Annotated in this window: 22 protein-coding genes, 1 pseudogene and 1 riboswitch; of the genes and pseudogenes, 2 read left to right on the forward strand and 21 right to left on the reverse strand. The window is 51.8% G+C overall.

Going from position 1 to position 21,674, the window contains the following annotated elements; all coding sequences use genetic code 11:
• Nucleotides 1–53 precede the first annotated feature (53 nt).
• The gene (gene cysP / locus BCF53_RS14260) at nucleotides 54–1,064 is read right to left on the reverse strand and encodes a thiosulfate ABC transporter substrate-binding protein CysP (RefSeq protein WP_132702520.1); all 1,011 of its coding nucleotides are present in this window, start codon (nucleotides 1,062–1,064) and stop codon (nucleotides 54–56) included.
• Between the two features lie 341 nt (nucleotides 1,065–1,405).
• Between cysP and BCF53_RS14265 the strand changes: the two genes are divergently transcribed.
• A complete protein-coding gene (locus tag BCF53_RS14265; RefSeq protein WP_132702522.1) occupies nucleotides 1,406–2,545 on the forward strand; it encodes an FAD-dependent oxidoreductase in 1,140 nt (379 codons plus the stop codon).
• A gap of 2 nt (nucleotides 2,546–2,547) precedes the next feature.
• Entirely contained in the window at nucleotides 2,548–3,138 is a 591-nt protein-coding gene (gene cobO / locus BCF53_RS14270) for a cob(I)yrinic acid a,c-diamide adenosyltransferase (protein ID WP_132702524.1), read from the forward strand.
• 35 nt (nucleotides 3,139–3,173) lie between these two features.
• Here the strand turns inward: cobO and BCF53_RS14275 are convergent, their stop codons facing one another.
• From BCF53_RS14275 to BCF53_RS19230, 20 genes and pseudogenes are all read right to left on the reverse strand, one after another.
• Entirely contained in the window at nucleotides 3,174–4,487 is a 1,314-nt protein-coding gene (locus BCF53_RS14275; RefSeq protein WP_132702526.1) for a cobyrinic acid a,c-diamide synthase CobB, read from the reverse strand.
• Nucleotides 4,480–5,991: a cobyric acid synthase gene (locus tag BCF53_RS14280; RefSeq protein WP_243645842.1), complete on the reverse strand. Its 1,512-nt coding sequence runs from the start codon at nucleotides 5,989–5,991 to the stop codon at nucleotides 4,480–4,482. The genes BCF53_RS14275 and BCF53_RS14280 overlap by 8 nt, the downstream gene beginning before the upstream one ends.
• Nucleotides 5,992–5,995: 4 nt before the next feature.
• Complete coding sequence (locus BCF53_RS14285; RefSeq protein ID WP_165901926.1) at nucleotides 5,996–7,105, reverse strand: nicotinate-nucleotide--dimethylbenzimidazole phosphoribosyltransferase family protein; 1,110 nt, start codon at nucleotides 7,103–7,105, stop codon at nucleotides 5,996–5,998.
• Nucleotides 7,045–8,085, reverse strand: a complete 1,041-nt coding sequence (gene cobD, locus BCF53_RS14290; protein WP_132702530.1) for a threonine-phosphate decarboxylase CobD — start codon at nucleotides 8,083–8,085, stop codon at nucleotides 7,045–7,047. The genes BCF53_RS14285 and cobD overlap by 61 nt, the downstream gene beginning before the upstream one ends.
• Before the next feature lie 9 nt (nucleotides 8,086–8,094).
• The gene (gene cbiB / locus BCF53_RS14295) at nucleotides 8,095–9,075 is read right to left on the reverse strand and encodes an adenosylcobinamide-phosphate synthase CbiB (protein WP_207902744.1); all 981 of its coding nucleotides are present in this window, start codon (nucleotides 9,073–9,075) and stop codon (nucleotides 8,095–8,097) included.
• Nucleotides 9,076–9,082: 7 nt separating this feature from the next.
• On the reverse strand, nucleotides 9,083–9,853 hold the full coding sequence (cobM, locus tag BCF53_RS14300) for a precorrin-4 C(11)-methyltransferase (RefSeq protein ID WP_132702532.1): 771 nt from the start codon (nucleotides 9,851–9,853) through the stop codon (nucleotides 9,083–9,085).
• Nucleotides 9,850–10,683 carry a precorrin-3B C(17)-methyltransferase gene (gene cobJ / locus BCF53_RS14305; RefSeq protein ID WP_132702534.1) on the reverse strand — a complete coding sequence of 278 codons (834 nt, stop codon included), beginning with the start codon at nucleotides 10,681–10,683 and terminating at the stop codon, nucleotides 9,850–9,852. The genes cobM and cobJ overlap by 4 nt, the downstream gene beginning before the upstream one ends.
• A gap of 4 nt (nucleotides 10,684–10,687) precedes the next feature.
• On the reverse strand, nucleotides 10,688–12,319 hold the full coding sequence (locus BCF53_RS14310) for a cobalamin biosynthesis protein (protein WP_132702535.1): 1,632 nt from the start codon (nucleotides 12,317–12,319) through the stop codon (nucleotides 10,688–10,690).
• Nucleotides 12,316–13,083: a precorrin-2 C(20)-methyltransferase gene (cobI, locus tag BCF53_RS14315; RefSeq protein ID WP_132702537.1), complete on the reverse strand. Its 768-nt coding sequence runs from the start codon at nucleotides 13,081–13,083 to the stop codon at nucleotides 12,316–12,318. The genes BCF53_RS14310 and cobI overlap by 4 nt, the downstream gene beginning before the upstream one ends.
• Nucleotide 13,084: 1 nt before the next feature.
• A complete protein-coding gene (gene cbiE / locus BCF53_RS14320; protein ID WP_132702539.1) occupies nucleotides 13,085–14,356 on the reverse strand; it encodes a precorrin-6y C5,15-methyltransferase (decarboxylating) subunit CbiE in 1,272 nt (423 codons plus the stop codon).
• 3 nt (nucleotides 14,357–14,359) lie between these two features.
• Nucleotides 14,360–15,013 carry a precorrin-8X methylmutase gene (locus tag BCF53_RS14325; RefSeq protein ID WP_132702541.1) on the reverse strand — a complete coding sequence of 218 codons (654 nt, stop codon included), beginning with the start codon at nucleotides 15,011–15,013 and terminating at the stop codon, nucleotides 14,360–14,362.
• The gene (locus BCF53_RS14330) at nucleotides 15,006–16,154 is read right to left on the reverse strand and encodes a cobalt-precorrin-5B (C(1))-methyltransferase (RefSeq protein ID WP_132702543.1); all 1,149 of its coding nucleotides are present in this window, start codon (nucleotides 16,152–16,154) and stop codon (nucleotides 15,006–15,008) included. Before BCF53_RS14330 ends, BCF53_RS14325 begins: the two co-directional genes overlap by 8 nt.
• A 9-nt stretch (nucleotides 16,155–16,163) precedes the next feature.
• Nucleotides 16,164–17,009: a sirohydrochlorin cobaltochelatase gene (locus BCF53_RS14335; RefSeq protein ID WP_132702545.1), complete on the reverse strand. Its 846-nt coding sequence runs from the start codon at nucleotides 17,007–17,009 to the stop codon at nucleotides 16,164–16,166.
• A 217-nt stretch (nucleotides 17,010–17,226) separates the two neighbouring features.
• A riboswitch (cobalamin riboswitch) is annotated at nucleotides 17,227–17,418 on the reverse strand.
• 226 nt (nucleotides 17,419–17,644) lie between these two features.
• The gene (gene arfB, locus BCF53_RS14340) at nucleotides 17,645–18,061 is read right to left on the reverse strand and encodes an alternative ribosome rescue aminoacyl-tRNA hydrolase ArfB (protein WP_132702547.1); all 417 of its coding nucleotides are present in this window, start codon (nucleotides 18,059–18,061) and stop codon (nucleotides 17,645–17,647) included.
• A 160-nt stretch (nucleotides 18,062–18,221) separates the two neighbouring features.
• Complete coding sequence (locus BCF53_RS14345; RefSeq protein WP_132702549.1) at nucleotides 18,222–18,719, reverse strand: hypothetical protein; 498 nt, start codon at nucleotides 18,717–18,719, stop codon at nucleotides 18,222–18,224.
• A 162-nt stretch (nucleotides 18,720–18,881) separates the two neighbouring features.
• Nucleotides 18,882–19,139: a hypothetical protein gene (locus tag BCF53_RS14350; RefSeq protein WP_132702551.1), complete on the reverse strand. Its 258-nt coding sequence runs from the start codon at nucleotides 19,137–19,139 to the stop codon at nucleotides 18,882–18,884.
• A gap of 274 nt (nucleotides 19,140–19,413) precedes the next feature.
• Entirely contained in the window at nucleotides 19,414–19,881 is a 468-nt protein-coding gene (gene lepB / locus BCF53_RS14355; RefSeq protein ID WP_165901927.1) for a signal peptidase I, read from the reverse strand.
• Between the two features lie 61 nt (nucleotides 19,882–19,942).
• The gene (locus BCF53_RS14360) at nucleotides 19,943–20,311 is read right to left on the reverse strand and encodes a hypothetical protein (protein WP_132702555.1); all 369 of its coding nucleotides are present in this window, start codon (nucleotides 20,309–20,311) and stop codon (nucleotides 19,943–19,945) included.
• A gap of 26 nt (nucleotides 20,312–20,337) precedes the next feature.
• The gene (locus BCF53_RS14365) at nucleotides 20,338–21,114 is read right to left on the reverse strand and encodes a hypothetical protein (RefSeq protein WP_132702557.1); all 777 of its coding nucleotides are present in this window, start codon (nucleotides 21,112–21,114) and stop codon (nucleotides 20,338–20,340) included.
• 260 nt (nucleotides 21,115–21,374) lie between these two features.
• Nucleotides 21,375–21,674, reverse strand: a pseudogene (locus tag BCF53_RS19230) (transposase); the annotation flags it as partial.

Here is a 21,674-nt window from a genome sequence, read left to right on the forward strand (position 1 = left end):
AACAAATCGCCGAACAGCTTGCGGGCCATTCAGCGATTCCAGGTATTACGGGTTTAGCGACGCTGCAGCTGATCCAGTTTTGCACCGCTGGCAAACAGCTCGGTCATGGCTGAATCCCAGCTACCGATAATTTGCTCGACGGTTAGCAGATCCACCGCTGGGAATTTTTCAGCAAATTCAGCTTTCACCGCTTCGTTATGAACGCGGTAGTTAAAGCCGGCCAGCAGGCGCTGGGCTTTTTCACTGTAAAGGTAATTCAGGTACTCGGTAGAAACCTCCAGTGAGCCGTTCTTTTTGGCGTTCCTTTCAACCACGGCCACTGGAAATTCCGCCAGGATGGACGTTTTAGGAACCACCACTTCGTACTCATCTACACCGTACTGCTGACGAATGTTGTTCACCTCCGATTCAAAGGTAATCAGCACATCGCCGATACCCCGCTCCACGAAGGAGGTCGTTGCACCGCGGCCGCCGGTATCGAATACCGCTACGTTATCGAGGAATTGCTTGAGGAAGGCATCCTGCTCGCTGGTGCTTTCTTTGCCGAAGGCTTTTTGCGCATAGCCCAGTGCAGCCAGGTAGGTGTAACGGCCGTTACCGGATGTTTTCGGGTTCGGGAATACCAGCGCAACATCGTCTTTTGCCAGATCACCCCAATCCTGAATTTGTTTAGGGTTACCCTTACGCACCAGGAAGGCCGTGGTTGAATAATACGGCGAGCTGTCGTTTGGCAGCTGCGCCTTCCAGTCGGCCGGAATCAGGTTGCCGCGATCGTGCAGAATTTGTACATCGGTAACCTGGTTAAAGGTTACAACATCCACCGGCATGCCCTGCAAAATGGAACGCGCCTGTGAAGAAGAACCAGCATGAGACTGTTTAATCTCAATCGTCTTACCGGTTTTTTCCTGCCAATGCTCAGCAAAAATTGGGTTGTAGCTGGCGAACAACTCGCGGGCAATATCGTACGAGGCATTTAAAATGGTTTGGTCTTCGGCCTGCGCCTGAATTGAACTGCTGATCGCCAAAACACCAGCAAAAACGGTTTTAATAAACTTGGATTGCATATGAGTATCTCTCTGAAGCATGTATGGGGCGCAGTTTTAAGATCGGCCCCAGATTTTGGCGATAGCTTAAGATATCCAAAGGGAATATCGAACACCATTAATAGACCGATTAATCATATGTTTAATTCGTTTTCATTTAAGCCAACAGCCAGGCCCAGGTATACAGGGTATAAAGGTTCGGTAAGCAACGCCTGAACAGGTGGAACTTCTCACGGCCGGCGTCATCTATATCGCGGCCATGAATAAATCTACTCGGCATACCCTGGTTTGCCTGAGTGTTTTTTTGGCTTTCACACAAATACGTATACTATCGATTTCTTTACTCATTAAGGCTGGACACTATGGGCGCAAAAAAGCACCTGGTATTAATTGGCGGTGGCCACACTCATGCACTGCTGCTGAAGCAGTGGGCTAAGGCACCTATAAAAGACGTTCAGGTTTCGGTCATCAACCCCGGCAAGCGCGCTGCCTATTCGGGCATGCTGCCCGGCTTTGTCGCCGGTCACTATGCGCTGACAGATTTACAGCTGAACATCGAAGCGCTGGCTAAAGAGTCTGGCGCAAAGTTCATACAGGCAGCGGCGAGCGATATCGACCTTGAGCAACAAACTGTCGGCTTAAGCATCGGTGGCACCCTTAGCTATGACATCGCCTCTATTGATATTGGCATTACCACCGGGCTTAAAAATATTGAGGGCTTTGCCGAGTTTGGCATTGCTGCCAAGCCACTCGATCATTTCGCGCAAAGCTGGCATCAGTTTATGAAGGATGTGCAGCAAGGCCACAAACGCCCGCAGCTTGCCATTATTGGTGGTGGGGTTGCCGGTTGCGAACTTGCACTGGCCATGGCGTATGCATTACGCAATACCGCGGAAGCCAGCATCGAAATCATAGACCGCTCGGAAATACTGGCTGAGGTTCACCCCCGCACGCGCCAGATTATAGAGCGCAAGCTGCATGAGCAGGGTATTCAGATGCACTCGAATACCGAGGTTCTGCGCCTGACTGAAAACCACGTTCACCTGCAAAAAGGCGACAACGTTCAGAGCCTTGCCTCCAGCTTTACACTCAGCGCTGCCGGTGCCCGCCCCTATGAATGGCTGAGCAGCATTGGCAATGAAGCAAATCCGTTTCTGCTGCACGAGGGTTTTATCCAGGTAGACCCTTACCTGCGCAGCACAAATGATAAAGTTTATGCGGTCGGTGACTGTGCCCACATGACCGCCAACCCGCGCCCGAAAGCAGGCGTTTATGCGGTACGTCAGGCACCGGTGCTGTACAAAAACCTGGTTGCAGAACTTCAGGGCAAACCGGAAAACCGGCAGCTATATCAACCACAAAAAGATTATTTAAAACTGATGTCGCTGGGCGCGAAGGAAGCGGTGGCCGATAAACTGGGTTGGCAGTTTTCCGGCAAATTGGCCTGGCAATTGAAGAACCGGATAGATCAGAAGTTTATGAGCTTGTTTAGGGAGCAGTAGCCATGACTGAGCAGCGCTATAAAGAACGTCAGCAAAAACGAAAAAACAAAGTTGATGAAACAGTCTCTTCCGCGCAAATCGAGCGCGGCTTGCTGCTGGTCATCACCGGGAACGGCAAGGGTAAATCGACATCCGGCTTTGGTACGGTTGCTCGTGCTATTGGGCACGGTCAAAAAGCGGCGGTCGTTCAGTTTATTAAAGGCACCTGGGAGTGCGGTGAGCGTAACCTGCTCGAATCGCACGGCGTTGAATTTGCGGTTATGGCGACAGGCTTTACCTGGGATACACAAGACCGCGAAGCCGATATTCTGGCGGCTGAAAAGGCCTGGAGCGATGCCAAACGGATGCTGGCAGACCCCGGCTTAGATTTGGTGCTGTTGGATGAGCTAACCTACATGCTCAGTTACAAATACCTGGGCTTGGAAGAAGTTCTGCAAACCATCGCAAACCGCCCTGCGGAAATGTCGGTGGTTGTAACCGGCCGCGGTGCGCACCCACTCCTGATTGAAATGGCCGATACCGTCAGTGAGGTTAAGTCAGTTAAGCATGCACTTAACGCCGGGCTAAAAGCCCGCAAAGGCATCGACTGGTAACGCCGGTGCCCTTCCCGCGTTAACCCCTGTCTGCTTTACAGCGCTCCTAAAAATATTTTAGCGATCAGCGGTGCATTGGATGGAAAGTACCAGTGAATATAGGACGCAATCAGGTTTTTCTTTTTCCATACCGGGTCCATCACCTTGCCGCGCTGCGAGCGTGGCGCGCACAAGACAACCTCGTCGGATTCGGTTTTCGAATAGTGGAATGTATGACCGCGCAACACTTCACCTTTAGCAAATTCAGCCTCCACCAAACCCAACGCCGCCAGCTTACTCTGCATTTTTGCCGTATTGCTCAGCACACCACACATGGCCCGTGCTTCGCCCTGGGCATTCGCCAGCTCGCTGCCCAAATAAAGCATGCCGCCGCACTCGGCCAATGCTGGTTTGCCGGCATCCACATGCGCCTGTATTTGCCGGTGTAGCCGGGTGTGATCAGCAAGTTCATTGATAAATAATTCCGGGTAGCCACCCGGTAGGTACAAGGCATCGCACTCGGGTAAATCGTTTTTTGCCAGCGGCGAAAAGAAACACAGCTCTGCCCCCAGTGCGTTGAGCATGTCGATATTGGCCTGATAAACAAAGCTGAAGGCAGTGTCTCTGGCAATGGCAATTTTGCAGCCAGTCAACAGCGCGGGGGCCGAAACAGGCGGTTCATAGGTAAACGCAACGGCTGGCGGCAATTCAATATCGGCCGATTCCGCCAGCAATTGTGCTGCGTTATTTAATCGTTCATCCAAATCGGTAAGTTCCGCTGCCTGCACCAAACCAAGGTGGCGTTCAGGCAACGTAAGGCCGGAACTTTTTGGCAGCGCACCGTAAAAACTGAGCGGGGCTGGCAGTGCTTCCTTCAACAGGCTGGCGTGGCTAACGGAGCCCACACGATTCGCCAGCACACCAAACATTTCAATATCATCACGAAAGTTGGCCAGCCCGTAAGCCACGGCACCAAAGGTCTGCGCCATGGCACCGGCATCGATCACCGCGAGCACCGGAATGCCCAGCGTGGCGGCAATATCGGCGCTGGAACATTTGCCATCAAACATGCCCATAACGCCTTCGATCAGAATTAAATCGGCCTGCAAGGCGGCTTCGGCAACCAGGCGTTTGCAGTGCGCTTCACCGCACATCCAAAAATCGAGCTGATACACCGGCTGGCCGGAAGCGTGTGCGAGAAACGCCGGGTCGATAAAGTCCGGGCCGGTTTTAAATACCCGCACCCGTTTGCCGGCATTGGTGAAGTGACGCGCCAGTGCAGCCACTACGGTCGTTTTACCACTGCCGGAGCTGGGCGCAGCCACAACCAGCGCCGGGCACTGCACGGTTTTAGTTGTTGCGTTAGTCATGGTCGGCCAGCTCCGGCCAGAGCAAACTTAAATTCAGGTGTTGTTCAATGGCATCGGCAACACGGTTAATGCCTTCTTCGCGAAGCGCGGCGAAACTCTGCACCGTTACCTGCTGCATACCCGCCCAACGCAACAGCGCTGCACAGGCATCCGGCTGTTCAAAAATACCGTGCAGGTAAGTACCCAAGACCTGGTTATTGCAGCCGATTGCGCCATCGGCCCCGCTGTGTAACTGCAGCGGCGTTTCGCCTGGTTCCGGTGTGCGCAGCCATTGCGTTTCACCGGCATGAATTTCATAGCCAAATACCGGTGTGCTTGGCTGGCCGGGCAGCGTCAGCTGGCCTTCGTTTCGGCGCAGCTGCTTCTGTGCTTTCACCTCGGTGGTCAACGGCAAATAACCCAGGCCTTCGCTTTCACCGGGCTCACCTTCAATGCCCAGCGGGTCACGGAGTACCTCACCGAGCATTTGGTAACCACCGCAAATACCCATCAGCTTGCCACCGAAGCGAAGGTGGCGGGCTATTTGTACTTCCCAACCTTGTTCACGCAAAAAAGCCAGATCGCTGCGTACGCTTTTGGAGCCGGGCAGGATGATCAGGTCTGCTGCGGGCAAGTCCTGGCCTTTGCCGATAAATTGCAGGTCTACGTTGGGGTGAACCCGCAATGGGTCAAAATCGGTATGGTTGCTGACGCGCTGCAGCACCGGCACAACCACCTTCAGGTGGGTTTCGCCTTCATTGAGCTGTTGGCCGTTAATGGCGTCTTCGGCTTCGAGCATAAGGCCGTGCAAGTATGGCAGCACGCCAATCACAGGCTTGCCGGTTTTTTCTTCGAGCCAATCCAGGCCGCTCTGCAACAGTGAAACGTCTCCGCGAAAACGGTTGATGACAAAACCGGCAACCCGCTGCTGTTCGCTTTCGCTGAGCAATGCCAGCGTGCCGTAAAGGTGCGCAAAGACGCCGCCGCGATCAATATCGGCAACAATAATCACCGGCACATCGGCAGCCTCGGCAAAGCCCATATTGGCAATGTCGCGATCACGCAGATTGATCTCAGCCGGGCTGCCTGCACCCTCAATAACAACGGCTTCAAATTCGCGGCTTAAGCGGTTGAACGATTCCAGTACATAGGGCATCACCGTGGGTTTATAGGCGTGATAGCTGCGTGCATCCATATCGTTAATGGCTTTGCCCTGAATGATCACCTGCGCGCCAATATCGGTATTGGGCTTGAGCAACACCGGGTTCATGTCGGTGGTTGGCTCTATATTGCAGGCAAAGGCCTGCACCGCCTGCGCACGCCCTATTTCACCGCCATCGGCTGTAACCGCGCTGTTTAACGCCATATTCTGCGGTTTAAATGGCGCAACCCGAATGCCTTTGCGCGCAAGTACACGGCACAGGCCGGCAACCAACACACTCTTGCCGGCATCCGATGTGGTGCCCTGCACCATCAGCGCTTTAACTTTCTCTGTCTCTGTTTGACTCATTTTGTCGTTCATCATTCGGTTAGTTTCTTTCGGCCCAGGGTTCTACGGCCAGCTCCAGATTTTCAATAATGTCTTGTTCACTCATGCCCTGCTGCTCAGCAAACACCATAATGCCACCGAAACCGCAGCCTTCGGTGACAAAGCCCTGCTCGTATAAACGAATGGCGTTGTATGCCGAGCTGTTCAGCTGTGAGGTTTGTGTCTTCAATTGGCATCGCGCAGGCAGCTGCGCCAGCAAACGGCTGGCCGCCGGTGACGACATCACCCAGCGAGTGGTGGCCACCTGAACGCTGACAGCCTGAATTTGATCCTGCATGGCAATGATCGGCGCAAGCATCATAACCCCACCGGCGAAGTTCAGCTTTGGCAGCGGTTCGTTCAACAGTGCGCAGCACACCCGTTGAATTGGGTCTGACAATGTTGTATCGCGGGTAAACGAGGAGACCTCAAGCGGTAATTCACGGCTGCGCGCCATTAACCGGTTTAGCAGCTGAGTTTTTAATGCCAGTTTTTCCGGGCATTGGGTACTGCCGGCAAAGGTTAGGTTTTCATCGAGCCAGTGGCGCATCCACAGCGTGGCGAAGGTGGTACCGCCGATACCACATTCGGCGATCAGATGCTGTTCTCCGGCACGCATCTGGCGATGCAACTCCGGCAACAGTTGGGTATTAACAAACGCTGCTTCCTGCCCTACCGGGCAATGGTGTATGACAACCTCATCGAGCTTCGATTCACTAAAATCCGGCGACGCCGCGAGCCCCAACTGATAACAATGAAATCGAATTTTAAAACCGCGCTTTCTAAGCGCCATTAACATGCCATGCACCAGTATTGCCGGTGTGACAACGCCCGATGGCACCACCGGCGTTGGCGAAGCGACACCGTTCAGCAAGGTATTGGCCCGGCCACAAACAATCAGTTCGCTGTCTCGGGTTGGGTGCAGTTGCATCAGGCCTTCGCCGGCGCCGGCATCGCTGACCTGATGCAAATTCGTAATTGGGGCCACGGCATTGAGCATCATAAAATTGAGCCAGCGGCTGCCGGTTTGCTTGGGGTCTGTCAACGTCATCATCCTTTGCTGTTGGTTGCCGCCTGCATTACGGTTAAGGCGCTTTCGAGTTTTTGCCATTGCCTGTCATCGCCCGGAATACCAAACCGCAGAGCGTTCTTTTCATCGCACAAACGGGTCAACACCTGTTGCTGACAAAGCGCCCCATGCACAGCCACGGCATCGCTGAGTTTTACCGTGATAAACAATGCATGGGTGGCCATGGGTGAGTCGAAATGCTGCGCCAACAGCCGGTGCAGGCGTTCGGAGCTGCGGGCCAGACGCTGACGATTCTGTTGCTGCCATTGACTATTACCAAGTGCCTGTTTGGCCGCCCAACGACTCGGGCCGGTGACCGTCCACGGGCCAATGGTTTCAGTAAGCGCCGTTAAAACCGATGGGTTCGCGAACACAAAACCCACCCGTGCACCGGCCAAACCAAAAAACTTGCCGAGCGAACGCAGCACAACCGTGTGATCAAAACGCTGCACGCGATTGAGCACGCTGCAGTGCGGCGTCACATCCATAAAGGCTTCGTCAACAACCAACCACCGCCCCTGCTCTGCCAATTTATTGTGTAATGCCCATAATCGTTCGGCATCCAGTAGGTAGCCTGTGGGGTTGTTGGGGTTGATCAGCACCACAACATCACAGCCAGCGAGCTGTGCATCGGTGGGTTGATCCTGATAATAAACAATGCTCCAGCGCTGATTGTTTTTCTTAAAAACGGTCCAGGCCTGCTCATGTTCTTTGTAGCCCACGCGCGGCAAAGCAACGGTTCCGCAACGGCCCAGCTGCTCGGTGATCACCGCCGGCAACGCCATAATGGCGGCCTGCGAGCCGGCAACGGCAAGCGGCTCGAATGCTGATTGATAATATTGCTGTGCCGCCTGCTCTAAACCGTCTGCGTTTTGTGGCAGGGCTTGCCACGCCTCGATTGGCACCGGCCCCAATGGAATGCTGAACGGGCTGACCCCATCGGAAAGATCCAGCCAGTCGGCAGCGTCGGTTTTGTAGCGCGCGGCGATTTCAAGCAGATTACCACCATGAGTGACAGCCATTCGTTGTTCCTAAACCAGGTAATTAAGCAGACAAAATACAAACCAGTGCAAACACAAGCCCCAGCTGCCGCGCTGCACCAATCGGTTAGCGCCGGTAATGGCGCGCCAGTCGGCAAAGGGGCCGGCACCCATGAAAGGCTTTTCTTTGCGCACGCCAAAATAAACCGCCGCGCCACCCACGGTAACCTGCAGAGCTCCGGCACCGGCAGTCATCACCACACCGCCATTGGGGCTGGCGCATTGTTTAGCCTGAGTTCGCCAGCTGTGCAGCGCCTTTCGGGTATTGCCCTGCGCTGCGTAGGTTAGTGCACAAATTCGCGCCGGAATAAAACCCAAGGCGTCATCCGCCTTTGCGGCAAAGCGGCCAAAAACCAGATAGCGCTCGTTGCGATAACCCCACATGGCATCGAGCGTATTGGCCAAACGCAGCAACACAGCACCGGGCGCGCCAAACAACGCAAACCAGAAAAGCGGCGCAAAAACGGCGTCGTTACCGTTTTCCAAAACAGATTCCACGGCGGCAGAGGTAATGGCCTGCTCATCCATCTGCTCGCTGTTGCGGCTGACAATCATCGCCACGGCGTTACGGGCCCGGTTTATATCGCCTGCCTGCAGGGGTTGGCGTATCGCTTCGGCATGCGCCAGTAAGCTGTTGCCACCGAGCGTCAAATACAAACTAAAACTGCTGGCAATGCCCCACAGCCAGCTATTGAAAGACAGCAGCACCAATAGACTCGCGGTGAACAAAACAATGGGCAACACCGCGAGCAGCCAGGCAAGTTGACCGCGAACGCTCAATGGCAAAAGTTCTATTCGGCGGCAGCGCGGTTCCAGCCACATCACCAGGTGGCCAAAGCCAACCAATGGATGAAACCGCCTGGGTTCACCGAGCAGGTGATCCAACCCTAATGCGATTAACATCAGTGCAGCGTTCATCAACAACCAGGCACTGATGCTGTTCATTGCTTCGGGTAAAAAGCTCGGCCACATAAACGCGCTACTCGCTGTCGATGACCTTCGCCTTGCGGCAGGCGTGGCTGAAGGTTGGGTCGTAGAGTTTGGAGTCTACGAAGTCATCAATCGCCAACACCTTGCTGACGATAATCATCGCTGTGGCGCGAATTTTTGCCGCCTTCATCTGCTCGGCGATATCGGCCAGTGTACCGCGCAAAATGCGTTGCTCCGGGTGCGAGGCTTTTTCGACCACGGCTACGGGCCAATCCTGCGGGTAAACCTCGCTTAGCTCTTTCACGACCTTGTTAATCAGGCTGGCGCTCAAAAACAAACAGAGGGTGGCTTCGTGTGCTGCCAGTGATTTGAGGTTTTCTTTTTCTGGCACCGGGGTGCGGCCCGAAGCACGGCTTAAAATGATGGTTTGGCATTCTTCCGGCAAGGTCAGCTCCTGACCGAGCGCTGCCGCCGATGCCTGAAACGACGACACACCCGGAACAACCTGCCAATCAATGCCCAGTGCATCCAGTCGGCGCGCCTGTTCGGCCAGTGATGAGTAAATAGACAGATCTCCGGTTTGAACCCGGGCCACATCCTGACCGGCCGCATGGGCCTGTTCGTACACGGCGGTAATCTCGTTTAAATCCATATCTGCTGAGTTGTAGACTTTGGCATCATCACGCGCGCGCTCAATCACGGCTTTCGGCACCAGACTTCCGGCATACATAACGACCGGACAAGCCTCTACCAGCTTGGCTCCCTTTACCGTGATCAAATCCGGATCGCCGGGGCCTGCACCAATAAAATAAACCGTCATACTTGCTCCTCACTTAAAACGGGTTGCGCAGTGGCCTGCTGCTTTAGCGCGTGGCCCGGCTTCTGGCCGGCGCGGGTTTTGCCGCTCTCCAGGCTGTATTTATTATCATAGCCACGCGGTGTGACAATCCAATCCTCAAAGCGATAGCTACTGCTGTTACCAACAATGACGGCGGCATTCATACCGAAGGCCAGTTCCGTAAAGTTTGCCAGGGTCGATAGCAGAACCTGTTGATCTTCGCGGTAGGCGGCGTTGACCACCGCAACGGGGGTATCTTCGGCGCGATGAGCTAACAGAATCTGCTGCGCTTCAATAATGTGGCCCTGGCGTTTTTTGGAACGAGGGTTATAAAAGGTGATGGCAAAATCGGCCTGCGCCGCGGCTTCGATGCGTTGGCAAATCACCTGCCACGGCGTCAGTAAGTCAGACAGCGAAATGGTGCAGCTGTCGTGCCCCAGCGGTGCGCCCACCAACGATGCACAGGCATTGGCTGCGGTAATGCCGGGTATGACATCTACGTCGATCTGCAGAGTGCTTTTAGAAAGCATTTCAAAAATCAGAGGCGCCATGGCATACACGCCTGCATCGCCTGAACACACCAGCGCTGTATTACTGCCGGCCATAACCTGTTTGATGGCGGCATCGGCACGCTGCCATTCTTTGGTCATGCCGCTGGCGATGACCGTCTGCTGATCAATTAACGATTCAATGAGTTCCAGGTAAGGGCCGTAGCCCACCACTGCATCGGCCTGCTGAATAGTTTGTTGGGCGCGTATCGACATTAAATCTAAACTGCCCGGGCCAATGCCCACCAAAGATAATTTAGCCACTCGGTTACTCTCCTTTGGCTTGTTTTGAATGAGGTTCGTTTTCGGGCTGCGGCGCATCGATGGGCGCAAAAAACGTTTCATCTACTACCTGATTTAGTGAAACGCCATCGGCCAGTGCCCGGAATAATGTGCGCCAGGTGTCTTCACTGAATGCCTCAACCTTACGCAACCAAACACCGTTGTTTACCGGTAACGCACTGCGCTCATAAATGGCCAGCGTGGCGCGGTTGCGGCAGGCGCCAACGCACTTGGTGCGGCTAATCTTTATGCGCTTATTGCCGCTGGCCAGGCCCATGTCTTTCAGCACAGCGCGCAGATCGTGTGCCAAATTCGCCGCACCCGCCTTAGCGCAACGCGCGCCTTCACACAGCACTATATGGTGACGGTGATGCAGCAATGGGCGGTTAAGATCTAAATGCCTGGGCTTACACTGATAGCCCGGCACAACTTCGCTGCCGTGGGCATTTATTCTTACCGGTTCGCCATGACGTTGATCGCTGCCATGCTTCTTTTCAGCAAACCAGTTTTTACGTTTTTGTGCGCTCAACGGCTCTGCAAACGCTTTGCGGCAGCAGGCAACGGTCATGTTAAAACCATCTTGCTTGAACGCCCATTTAGCCACCAGCAATTGGTTCCGCTGGGCCAACGCAAGTGCCGCCGCTTCGGCCACCGAGTTGCTGCCAGTTACTTTTTTAACGTAGTCAGAAGGGTTTTCGATACCGGTACGGTTATCGAGCTGCTCCGGCGCGTAGGTATGGAATGGCCACTGGTGCTGTTCACTGAGTTCCAACAAGCCGGTTTCGTCTGCTTTTAAATCGATGCTGGCAAATGCGATGACGGAACTGAGCGAAAGATTAAACTGTTTACTGAACTGAGCCAGGCCAGCCTGCAAAACAGCCAGCGGAGTATTGCGGTCACAGCCCAGGCCTAACACCAGAGACTTGGGGCGCCACAAGACCAGCCTATTCTGCCAGCCTTCCATTGCGGGTTCGGCTTCGTCGCTGATTAAAATCGCACCGCTGAAATCGCTGGGGTTAAGCTCGCTCAGGTTGCTGTGGCAAATCAGGTTAGATGGCATGCGTTTATCGCGCCGCCACCAGTGTTTATCGCCAGCCTGCTGCACAATGGCGACCGGTTGGTTGTTCACGACGGCCGCAGACACCGGCGTGATGGCGGGCTCACTGCGCTCACATAGCAGCCAACCGAAAGGAGCGCCCAGCATATCCAACGCAATGGTGCCGGAAACATCCGATGCCGTGGTAATGACCGGTGTCGCTTTAAGAACATGCGCGGCGCGTTCGGCCAGTGCATTTGCGCCGCCGCGATGACCACTGAGCAGCGGAATAACAAAATTCGCCTGTTCATCCACACAGACAATGGCCGGATCAACACGCTTATCCTGAATCAGGCCGCTGATAACACGCGTTACGATGCCAGTCGCGCAGATGAATATATGGCCTTCGTATTCGTTAAAGCGTTCGCCGAGAAACTGACTGAGCGGCAGGTTTAACGGTTGTGCATCCATGCCTTCAAGAAAGTCTGGCTTCACAAACAGATCGGCAAATGGCAAGCCGGACTGTAAGCGCCTGGCCTGCTTTGCGCCGTTTAAGGTAAGGGCGTAGATCGCAAGTTTCATTGCATTGCTCTGCTGGCAGGCGTGCCGCGAAGCACGCCTTTACGGGCACGAATCGACAGCTGAACCATAGCAAAGTAGCGGTGCTCTTCCGGCACATCAGCCAGGTTGTGGTATACCTCCTGATTGGCACCGCTGGCGTGGGATACATAGGTGGCGCAATGTTCAAGACCCTTATCCCTTAACTTAGTGAGCAGCTGCGGAACGATGCGCCCGGCTTTAATCAGCAGGATGGTATCGAACTCTTCAACCAGGCGATCCAGGCATTCAATTCCGTAGGCTGCCGGAACCACACAGAAGCGTTCCTTACCATCCGCCAGCGGGGTTTGAGTGGCCGCAGGCACCGCTGTAATGGAGGTAATGCCGGGTACAACCTCGGCATTGAGGCCAGGCATCAAGCCGTTCAGTTCATCCTGAATATAGGCCCAGGTGCTGTAAACCGAAGGGTCGCCCTCGGTAATAAAAACAACCTGCTTACCCGCGGTTAGGTGATGCATCAGCGTACGCGCGGCCTGCTGCCAGGCGGGTACGTTGATTGAGGCATCACGCGTCATGGGGAAGTGCAAATAGCAGCGCTCGCCGAGCATTTCCTGCTCGGTTAGTGCGCCCGTAACAATCTGCCAGGAGAACGAATCTTTTTGACCTTTGTTCTTTTCAGGTATGGCAATAACATCGGCACTTTTCAGCAGCCTTGCAGCCTTGAGGGTTAAAAGCTCACTGTCGCCGGTGCCGACACCTACTGCATAGAGCTTGCCTGTGGTGTTCAAATTAAGATTCCTTCTGCTTACGTTTGTTCGTGGAAATTTTTGTCATCAAAAATAGATGGATGGGGTTCTGCGCCTGATAGCGTTGATAGTGTGCCAGTGGCTGCGTTTCAGACACGTTAATCAGCTGGCACTGAAGCTCAACTTGCGCTTGTTTGGCCCACTGCACTACCTCGGCAACGGTTTCTAATGTGACGGCGCTTACGGCCAACTTGCCGTTATCTGCCAGCCGCTGCCAAACGCTGCTGAGAATTGCATCCATTTGGCCACGGCTGCCACCGATAAACACAGCCTGCGGTTGTGGTAACGCATCTAAACCTTCGGGTGCTTTCGTGCGAATTAGCTTCAGGTTGTCGGTACCATGCGCCAAGCTGTTGGCTTCAATACTGCTAAAACATTCCGGGTTACACTCAACCGCAAACACCTGACCGTGCCAGCATAATTTTGCCGCTTCGATGGCAACGGAACCGGAACCCGAGCCGACATCCCAAAAAGTGCTTTCGCTGTTTAAACCCAGTTGTGTCAGCACCAGATTACGCACTGCCTGCTTAGTAATTAAACCGGCCTTGGGGGTTCGTTTCAGGAAGGCATCATCCCCGGCAAACTGGCCATAACCGCCCCATGAATTTGCAGTGCTTGCTTGAATGACCAGTATGTTGAGCGCATCAAATGGCTGCCCGGTTTCTGCCAACTGCGCAACAGTAAAGGTGCTGATGCGCTCTTCCGTTCCGCCCAGTTGCTCACAGACATGAACCCGCCAATGGTGCTGCTGATAGCGCAACAAATGCGCAGCGATTCGCTGGGGGTTATTGTGTGCATCCGTTAAAACCGCGAACAGTTTGCCCTGCTGCATTTGACTGACCAGGCCAGCGCCTTCGCCAACCGGGGCGCGACCATGACAGGAAATAAACCGGGCCTGATCCCACGGTAACCCCAGGCGTGCAAACGCCAACTGCGCTGAACTCTGACTGGGCAGAAAGGCAAGTTCATCGGCGGGTAGTTTTTTTAGCAGCGTGTTGCCTATGCCAAAAAACAGCGGATCACCCGAGGCCAATACAACAACGCTGCCCTCTTCACTTTCGTCAATGAGTTGGTTTAACCAGCGACTGAACCCCAGGCCCATGTCCAGAAAGGTACCGCTGAATTGCGGGAACCAGGCCATATGACGGGCATGACCGGCCACAACCCGTGCACTAGCAACCGCATTAACCGCTTGACTGGTTAAACTCACGCAGCCATCTTCCGGCACACCGATAACTCGAATAGAAACGCTCACAGGCTACTCCGCTTGGTACAGCAGCGCATGAATACTGGAAACCACAAGCGGACTGCCGCCCTTACGGCCCAGGCTGGTAATAAACGGCACCTTGTTTTGTTGCGCCAGCGCATCTTTGGATGTATCGGCTTTAACAAAACCGACAGGGATGCCAATCACCAGCGCCGGGTTCGCCTCGCCAGCCTCCACCATACGCAGCAATTCCAACAAGGCGGTGGGCGCATTACCAATGCCGACAATGGCACCGTTTAACAGGCCTTCATCGCGCGCTTTGCGCATGGCCCAGATTGCACGGGTTTCACCATTTGCTTTCGCGGTATTCATCACATCTGCATCGCTGATAAAGCAGTGAGTACTGTTGCCGTGAACGGACAGGCGCTGCGCGCTTAGGCCGCTGGTAATCATGGTGACATCGCTGACAATCGGGCAGCCGTTTTTAAGAGCCTCGATACCACGTTCGACGGCCTGCGCGCTGAAGCGGAATAAATCTGCAAACTCAAAATCCCCGGTGGTGTGAATGGCGCGACGCACGACCTGCCATTGCGCGTCTGGAAAATCGTGGCCGCCATGACGCTCGGCCATTTCCTGATCGATAATGGCGAAGGAGCCGTTTTCAATTTTCTGCCCATCGCGGGTCATTTGCTGCATATCACTCATCGTGCCCCCTGCTATTGGGTGTTGAAACATCGCCGCTGCTGGCCAGCTGATCGCCATTAAAATCGATCAGCGTGACCTCAACGTACAGAGCGTTGTTTATATACTGTTTCGCATGTTGCCAGGCTTCATAACAAAGCCGATTTAAAAATTGATCACCTTGCGGCTGATCACGTACACAATCCAGAACATAACGGCCGGTGTTCGCCTGTGCTATTTGGTCGACGATCTTTACCGGCAAATGGCATTCTTCAGCGATGGCACTTAGCTGGCCAAAATCGATCGCGTAGCCTGAAACGTGTGTCATCATCCGCCCGGAGACTAGCTTGCTCAGCTTGCCGATCATCACCACCAGAGCGACCCGCTGCAGCCGGTAACGTTTGGCAGAGCGCAAGCCTATACCGATAAAATCACCTGCCTGAATCAGACCGATAGCGGGTATGTGTGGGTACAAGTTCATGGCCGCTTTTTCTGATCGGCTGCCCGTTGTTAACACGACTTCAGCAAGGCCGTTAGTCGCTGCAACCTGAACCGACTGCCGCACCGAAGAGGCAAAGGCCGATGTTGAATAGGGCTTTACCGTACCGCGCGTGCCTAAAATTGAAATTCCGCCAAGCAAACCTAAGCGCTCGTTAATCGTTTGTTTGGCCGCCTCTTCACCACCCGGAACGCCTATGGTTAAACGCACCCCACTCGCCTGCCGCAAATGCGCCGGGTGGCTTCGCCATTCTTCGTCGGCCATGGCCAGAATATTTTGCCGGGGCACCGGGTTGATCGCCGGTTCGCCAACCGGTAATTCAAGACCTGGCAGCGTGACCGTTGCAACACCCTCACCACCCGTTAATTTAAAACCCTGCTGCTCCTGCCAGGCTGCAAAGCACTGAATTTCCAGGCCGTGTGTGCAGTCTGGGTCGTCACCGGCATCTTTAATAACACCCGCCAGTACACCGGTTTGGTGGATGTCTAAACGGGCCAACTGAAAACTGGCCTGCGCTTTGTTCGGTAAGGTAATTCCAATTTTGCTAATAGCATGACCTGTTAATAAGGCATAAACAGCGGCCCGTGCCGCTGCGGCAGCACAGGCACCGGTTGTATAACCGCTGCGCAAATCGGTGCGTTTGGCTGAGCGTTTAAGTTGCCCCATGAAAATAACCTACCCTATTGCTTGCAGCTCGGGGGCGTTCAGGCGGGTTAGCCCCTGCTCTATTTGAAGCATCACGATATCGGTAACAGCTTGGGTAGAAATTAAATTAAATGACTCGCCTTCGTCATCGTGAGCCACCTGAACATCACAAACCTCTGACAGCGCCTGTTTAATGTCGGCCATGTCGTTAACAAAATGATTTCCGGAAACAAGCAACATGGGGATCACGTTAAGGCTCGGTTTACGCTCTTCAGAAAACGCGCTAATGCGCTGCTCAATGGCATGTTTCACCAGGCTAAAAGGCAGTGCGCCTTCTAATGAACAGGAGATATTTTTGTCTGAAAGTTTGCCCAGCAGGCTATCGACATAACTGATGGCCTGATGACCTGCGTTATCTAAATAGGGCGCGCCGTGGTGCACATATAAATTAATGTCGGCGCTATCGACAAATTTCTCGTTGAGCGCAGAAAGCAGGTCATTGGCCCGGTGTGTGTGATGGATAATCGCAGGCGTGTAATCAATGTGTGCCAACGAGAAATGCCGAAACCCATCAACAACCTTCGCTACCTGTTTGTGCTCATCGGTCGGGAACAAATAACATGAGACCACCAGAATACGCTGATAGCCTTCCAGATCTAAATCGGCCAGAACCGCTGGTAAGTGCGCGTAATGCTCGCCGGCCTGCTTTAACTTTTTAATCACCATACGCGAGCTGAGCGCCATACGAACCTCGCAGCCTGTATAGCGTGCGGCTATTTTCTGCTTCAAAGACTCGTATCGCCCTTGCTCTACCACCGAGCCGAAACAACTCAATACAATTGCTGTGCTCTGGGTGTAGTGCCTTAGTCTTTTCATATTTTAATCCCGTCACTTAAGTGAAAAATAATGTGCACGTTACAGAACCGCGATATGAACGAACGGTTCGAATTGCATTTTCAGGATGAGATCAGGGAGGTTAAGCCGTTAAAGGTAACGACAGCTTCGGTAGAGGGTTCCGAAAGCGCTAACCTGGAGACACCCGCTCACATGCTGATTGGCACTCGGTGCCATACACTTAAAGAACCTTAAGTGCAGCGGAGGCAGGTCTCCTGGCTTATGGGTCATCATTGAAACTATGCCTTCCCGAGATTAGTTACTCAGTGGCCTTATTTAGCTCAACTCACCATTTACAGTTGCGGGTACAGCCCAAGCTTTTCACTTGGTTCCCTTTTAGAGCGGTTTTCTATAGGTGCCAGATACAAGACACCGGGCCGCTCACCTCAGCGTTGGTCATAGTGCCACCAGATCCGGAATTCATATTGACTACTGTCAAAGGTGCGACGCAGATCCCCATTTGGATCACATTCTTTACAGTTGGGGGATGCTGCTGGAACTGGCTGCTATTCGAGGCTTCGGTTATTGGCGCCGCTGTACAGATGGAGCATCCAATGATGCGCTAGCTGTTGTGATGGAGCTCTGTACAAGGGCTATCTGGATACCGTTCGTAGCCATTACTCACCGCGAACCTTACCGCGCAATGCCTTTGTTTTACCGCGTTGGGTTTTCTTATCTACCCGGCGGCGCTGCGAGCCTTTGGTCGGTTTGGTAGCGCGGCGGGCTTTTTCTACCTTGCCGCAATCGCGAATAAGCTGCTGTAGGCGTTCCATGGCATGCAGCCGGTTCTTCTCCTGGGTACGGAATGTTTGTGCCTTTATCACGATAACGCCATCGCTGGTAATTCGCTGGTCGTTCAGTGCCAGCAGGCGCTGCTTGTAGAATTCTGGTAGCGACGATGCGGCTATATCAAAGCGCAGATGGATAGCACTGGAAACCTTATTCACGTTCTGGCCGCCAGCGCCCTGCGCTCGAATAGCACTGCATTTTATTTCGGAATCGGGAATTGATACGGTGTTAGATATATAAAGCACGGGTCAACGGATAGCCTGAGGTTTAATTAAGGCGAGTTTACCAGAAATGGGGATGAAGCGGTTTTAGGTGGATTAGAGGGTGACCAATTCGGCCTCCCCTTCTTCAAAATCTAAGAATGTATACTAAAAAATGTAACGATTCTGGTATGTAAACTAAACCCTATGATTCTGACCCCTTCGAATATAACGAAGGCACTGTCAGCGTGCTTTCTACTGCAGAAAACTCGGTAATAATTTTGCTGTAATCGACATTCACCGGTACCTGTACGCTTGGTGCGCCGCTATAACTTACGGTGATGTAAACCGGCGCATCGGTGGTTTCTTCAATGGGGTAAAGCACGCCAGAGCTGGACACAATAACCTTAGAGGTATCGCTGGAGGCATAGCTTAGACCGGAGGTGGTAGTATTCAGCTGTACTTCACCATGGAACTCGAAATCAACATAGGTATTTAACGTTTGGCGGTCTAAGGCGTTTGTTAGCACCATCGCTTCCGGTGATACGCGCATACCTTCTACGTTTTCGTTTACATCGCTACCGGTAAAGGCCAGCTGGTTAAAGCTGGCGCTGTTGCCACTGGCATCGACTATGTTTACATCCATCAACACAACGCCGTCATACATAAATTCGGCTGCGCTCAGCGTACCTTCTACTGGCACACTGATAACAATTTCCGTTTGATCTTCTTTGCTTGGGTAAACCGTTGTGTAGCCATCGGTATTGGCGAAGGCATTTTCGGCGGCGATATCAACTACACCGTCTGCTTCGGTTAAGGCAGATGCGCGCAGGCCTAATACGTCTGCACTTAAGCTTTTTAAAAGTTAATTTTTGGGAATATCAACTTTATCATTAGCAGTAACAGACACTTGCAGGTACTGGTCTTGCGACGAACCAGTAACAGAAACTCCGTTAAAGCTGATGGTTGGGTTGGTGGTTTCTACCGAAAAGGATTCGCTGTGGTAATAATGCTCACCACTGATATCAGTTACAGTCACCGAAGGTGAACTTGCATAGCTGCTATCTAACAGTACGGCGAATTCACAACTGTTGCCTTCCGTTGAACGAATGGCATCGGCCAAGCTTAACGATTGCCCGCTGACCGAAATATCCGCCAGTTGGGTACAGTCTTCACCGCTATGCGGAAGTTAACCTCCTGTACTGTATCGGTAGGTACCTCGTCTGCACGGATGTCTATATCACCAATGGCAAAAACCGGGCTCGCTAATAACAACGCACTTATAAAAGCTATAGGCCGAATCACGATGTGTTCCTTTTTCGTTTTTTGGCAGTTTTTTTTTAAACTACCGGGTCGCAAGTTTTTACTACTCTTAATGAATCAATAGTTTTTGCTGATTATTTTTGTAACCAGGCCGCTATTGAATACAACCAGCCCAGGTTTTCTTTTGGGATGGTTAAAAAAACTTTGCCGACTATTTGGCGCAGGTTTATTGGGCCTAAGTTGCGGCTGTCGGTACTGTGCTTGGGGTTATCGCCTAATACAAAATAACCGTTTATATGTTCTAGGGTTTGTTGCTCTCGGTAAGCAACAGGCCTATGTGTTTTTGCATCCATTGCGGTGATCAGTTTTGAATAAGTCACTGATTCACCGGGCACATAAGCGATACGCTTTATTAGCTTCATTTTTTTTACATTTGGGTCGTTGAAAACGATTATGTCGCCTTTGTTAAAAGAATGATGGCTGTTTTCTACTTCTATTTTAACTATTACTAAGTCACCAGGGTTTAATGCTGGTAGCATGGAAACAGAGCGCACCAGATAAACATCAAGGTTAAAAAGTTCTTGCCTGTATTTCCATGCCATTACTCCTGAGGGCAGAACCAACATCAAAGCAACTGATGTTAAAGCTATGACACTCCTTGCTTTAATCTTCAGACATGTACCCTTCATCGATTAAACTATCACTGATAAATGAAACTCCACAGGTGACGAATAGCTTCTTAAGCAATGGAGTTGACTCAGAAAGTGCACTAGCACCGATAAGCTCAACATGAATTTCATCACCCTTAACAAAACTATTTTCTGCTGAAATACATCCCTTTTGATTCGGATACTCTTCCCAAGTATCCATTACATCGCACAGTAGACCTTCAGCTTCTTCACCAAAATACTCAAAATGGTCTTCCAGCCTTGCTCCGAAGTGACCATCCTTTAAATCGTTGACAATCGACTTCCACTTTTCTAAATCTTTAGCTGGAACCCTAAATATGAATGTTACGTAAGATTCAATCACACAAATCTTCCTCTACAGGTATCAATTTACAGCTTTACATTTTTCCAACTATCTACAAGAAAATCAGAGATAGGAGAATCTTCAGACTCAAGATCACAAACAAACTCTTTCAAAAAAACATAGGTTTCATGGTTGAAGTACTCATATTTTTCTACTTCGTTTAAATATTTTTTCATCGTTTTAAACAGAATGTTTATTAACTTAGTTGCCTCATCATCGAGAGACTCAATATACTTTTGTACTGATAGAAAGTATGGATACATTTTTACCATATATGACGCAAATGACCCTGCATAACTCTTACACCTAAAAACCCATACAAACGCATACGCCATATGCTGAATTGCAAATGAACTATCAATACTGTATGAATAATCTACCCCCCCAACCAAAAGATCCTTAGGTTCCGGCCTGTACTCCTTCCCCCAAAAATACTCGGCATGACTAAGAAACTCAGACTCAGTTCTCCCCCAGTTAGAGCTCGAAATAAAGGTTTGCCTTAACTCTGCATCTACTACATCTCTTGCATCATCCTCATTTTCACAGACGAGCATCTCCTGATAAAAGTAGTCAAGACCTTTTTTGGTTTGAATCGGAAAACAATTAGCCAAATCGAACATATTTTCTATTAACGGCAAATCATCATCAATCTCAGCTAAAAAATAATATGACTTTAAAGATTTTAGTTGCTTCTTTCTTAACTCTTTTTCTTCCTGATCGACAACAGCACTCCAAGATTTCTCACGATGAGAAATCCATTCATCAGTTTTCACTTCTGGAAATGCATTTATAAAATCATTCATGACACACCCTCAACTTAATTCAATGTAATTGATAATGCCTCAGCAAAATCTTCTGGTGAAACTTCATCCACCAAATACCCAGACACCCATCTTAAAGAATAATCTAACCCATAACCACATAGCCTGCTCATGAACTGCTGGATGCCACCACGCTTGCTATCAATCGGCCAGTTCCAAGACGTTTCAAGTCAAAACCACCGATTTCAGGCATGCCAAGATTTCAGACCGGCTGAATTTTTCAGTATTGTTTGAAGGATTTTCTAAGTCAGCAGTACACCAACGTTTGGTATACGCTGATAGCCCAGATCGGGCAATTTCTGTTTCAGTGAATCCAGTTTTCCGGCAAAGCCATTAAAGCTTTTTTCAAAACGCTGGGCGCTGTAAAGCCAGTTTTTAGGTTCAATGTGTAGGCGTTTTAAGATGGGCGGCAGGTTGGCGGGTATTGCGCCTCGCTTGTCTTCACGCAGGCAGCGGCCTGTCCAATCGAGCAGTTGCAAGTAATCTTCAAGTTTGAATGGCAGGCCTTCGGGCATGGGCTGGCGTGGATTGCCGACGAATGG

It is taken from the genome of Reinekea marinisedimentorum (assembly GCF_004341165.1).
Classification (GTDB): domain Bacteria; phylum Pseudomonadota; class Gammaproteobacteria; order Pseudomonadales; family Natronospirillaceae; genus Reinekea; species Reinekea marinisedimentorum.